At 43.5% G+C, this 2,825-nt stretch carries 4 protein-coding genes; 2 read left to right on the plus strand and 2 right to left on the minus strand.

From position 1 onward, the window contains the following. Positions 1-312 (minus strand): DUF6124 family protein (locus V6M43_RS00020; RefSeq protein WP_332731988.1); only part of this gene is annotated, 312 nt, incomplete at its 3' end. Positions 313-656: 344 nt separating this feature from the next. On the opposite strand from V6M43_RS00020, the gene V6M43_RS00025 reads away from it, so the two are divergent. Both V6M43_RS00025 and V6M43_RS00030 read left to right on the plus strand, forming a co-directional pair. Continuing rightward, positions 657-1,253, plus strand: coding sequence for a helix-turn-helix transcriptional regulator (locus V6M43_RS00025; RefSeq protein WP_332731989.1), 597 nt, complete (start codon positions 657-659; stop codon positions 1,251-1,253). After that, positions 1,246-2,118 carry a queuosine precursor transporter gene (locus V6M43_RS00030; RefSeq protein ID WP_332731990.1) on the plus strand — a complete coding sequence of 291 codons (873 nt, stop codon included), beginning with the start codon at positions 1,246-1,248 and terminating at the stop codon, positions 2,116-2,118. Before V6M43_RS00025 ends, V6M43_RS00030 begins: the two co-directional genes overlap by 8 nt. 34 nt (positions 2,119-2,152) lie before the next feature. On the opposite strand, the gene queC is transcribed toward V6M43_RS00030, so the two are convergent. Further along, the coding region (gene queC, locus V6M43_RS00035; RefSeq protein ID WP_332731991.1) for a 7-cyano-7-deazaguanine synthase QueC at positions 2,153-2,825 on the minus strand (673 nt) is incomplete at its 5' end.

Consider the following 2,825-nt stretch of genomic DNA (forward strand, 5'->3'; position numbering starts at 1 on the left):
GCCAGCCAGATCGGTGCTCATGACATTCAGCGAGGCGAGGGTTTCGCAGGCATGACAGAGCAGGGATTCCGTGTCGGCATCCGGGACAATGGTGAAGACGTGGCTGACAGGGTCGGGACGGTCCGGATTGCGCAGGCGGGCGCTGACGCGGCGTTCGGTGATTTCGGAGAGCTTGGGTAAATCGACGGTGTTGTCGGATGATGGATTTTGCGAATCCGAGGGGGTAGGGGGGATCTTTTTCATATTGGAATTCCCTTCAAGATTTAAGAAACCACTAATTCCATGCAGTAAGCCAAGATTGATTGGCGGCATGCAAAGGAGAGTGGAGCGGTAGATTTATTACCAGAAAATTCTATTTAATTAATCAAATAAATGAACATCTGCACAATTAAATGATTCATTTCTTGTCAAGTAAATTCTGTAGGGGTTTGCTGTAAGAAATGAATGTGGGAAGTTTCGCAAGGTTGAGTGATCAATAACAACGGGATGGCATTTCAAGAGTCGGGAGTGAAATATTATTTAACGATTGTTTGCCATGTTCGCGACATTAATTTTTGTACAGCTCCTGGAGGTGTAGGATGCTGGTATCTCACAGCGGCGCCTCTGTAGCTTCAGCAAGGGTGCAGTTGGCTCAGGCAATAAGTGGTTGATATTTAATGTATAAGAAAGAAAAAACAGAAAATTTGAAGAATAATATTAAATACTTGATAAAAAGTCGTGGGGAGACGCAGCTGTCCTTGTGCAATGCAAGTGGACTAACCAGAACTACGATATATAACATTCTGGAAGGGCGAGTGGTGAATGTTCAACAATCTACAATTCGCAAGATTTCTGATTTCTTTGGTGTGTCTTACAAAGAGATAGAGACTGTTGATTTTGAAGAAAGGGAGATCATAGAAAATAGCGTATCTTTGCAAGGCAATATGAACCCAGCAGCCGTCCCTATCATTAAAGAGAGTTTGCTTGAGCAGAGTCTTGGCAAGAGGATTGGCGAATTGGTCGCAACCCATCCGCTGACTTACTACTTCGGTACGGCCTGCAATTTAATCGGTGTGCTTCTGGAGAATGAAATTAGCGGTGTGAATGAGTCAGGGGATCTGTTAATAGTTAAGAAGGGTTTGCCGAGTAGCAATAAAGAAAAATTGGTGTACGACAAGACGACGAAACGGTTGTCCATAACCAGTGAACCTTGCTGTTGCTCTGACGTTGTTCTTGTAATTGGGGAATTAATGGAGGAGAGGTTCAATGGATAGTGTTTCGGAAAACAAAAAATATAAGTTGTTAGGGTTTGAAAATAGTAAGGGGCTTGCCGTTGTCATGATTGTCTCAACGGGAAAGGTCATCAAAGTTAGGCTCGATGATTTATTAAAAAGTGAAATAGTGGATGATTTAAGCAGATCAGAGATGAAGTCGGTGTACAGGAAGTTTTATTCTGGCGGGGCCGCATTGACAGCGTATGAGGTAAATGATCGGCATGAAAGGTCGTGGATGGTTTATGTCGCTCTCAATCTACTGCTGTTTGCACTATATATTTTCACTAATGTTGCCGCGACAAAGCTTGTGTATATTGAATTGCTTGGTGTTGTCGTGACGCCTGGAGTTTTTCTGTACCCGCTGACATTTTTAATAGTCGATATGTTAAATGAGTTTTATGGTCTTAGATTGGCAAGAAAAGCCATATTGTTTGCATTCGCAAGTAATGCACTTATTACTATTTTGCTGAGTGCGACCAGCTATCTTCCTGGCTTGTCAGGTTGGAAACTTGATGCGCCTTACAGCGAAGTCATGACGCACGTGTCCTCGGTGTTGGTAGCATCCTCAGTGTCTTTTATTTTTTCTGAATATGTAAATTCATTTTTGCTGAGCAAAATAAAGGAGCTTACGAATGCAAGGTTGTTATTTCTGCGGGTGTTTTTAAGTACGTTTTTTGCGGTGATAATAGATAGTTTTATTTTTTGTTTTGTTGCATTTTACGGCACCATGACGAATGCGGAGTTACTTAATATCGTTTATGTCCAGATCGCCATAAAAATGTGTTTTGCTGTTTTTAACGTTTTGCCTGCGTATGGAGTAAGGTCCCTATTTAAGAGGTATGTGGCTGGAACACAGGCTGCATAAAGGCAGGGGGTGAGGCTCCCCCTGCACGGCTACGCTATTTAATTTGCAGTTTTTCCTTCAGGCTTTTCATCACCGTTGATTTGTTTTCGAGATACTCATCAAGGCCTTTTTCTCGAAGATTGCACGCGTCGCAGTCACCACACCCACTGCCTTTTATTCCGTTGTAGCAAGTCAGTGTGTGGTGCTGAATCAATTCGAGCTTTCCATGATGATCGGCGAGAGCCCAAGTTTCAGACTTGTTCAGCCACATGAGCGGTGTTTCAATTCGTAGTTTATAGTCCATCCCCAATTCAACGGCTTTATTCATAGCCTTGATGAATTCATCCCTACAATCCGGATAGCCTGAAAAGTCGGTTTCACAAACACCTGTGATTACAGACATGGCGCCAACTTTATAGGCATAAATAGAAGCCAGCGATAAAAAAAGAATATTTCGACCGGGTACGAAGGTGTTTGGCAGGCTCCCCCCTGAACTGGCGGGGGTTGGTACTGGAATGTTGTCGCGAGTCAGGCTGCTGATCGCTAACTCATTTAATAACGAAACGTCGAGCACCTTGTGAACTGTCATGCCAAGCTTTGCCGAAAGCTGTTGCGCCACTTCAATTTCTGCGCGATGGCGCTGACCGTAATCAAACGTAATGCAGTGTATTTCATCATAAGTTTGCAATGCATGGATCAAACAGGTTGTTGAGTCTTGTCCACCACTG

It is taken from the genome of Flavihumibacter sp., assembly GCF_036676075.1.
In the GTDB taxonomy this organism is placed as follows: Bacteria; Bacteroidota; Bacteroidia; order Chitinophagales; family Chitinophagaceae; genus Flavihumibacter.

What these genes read in the sequence shown, in the direction of transcription:
- V6M43_RS00025 (WP_332731989.1), top strand. Translation starts at nt 657, where the DNA reads ATGTATAAGAAAGAAAAAACAGAAAATTTGAAGAATAATATTAAATAC.
- V6M43_RS00030 (WP_332731990.1), top strand. Translation starts at nt 1,246, where the DNA reads ATGGATAGTGTTTCGGAAAACAAAAAATATAAGTTGTTAGGGTTTGAA.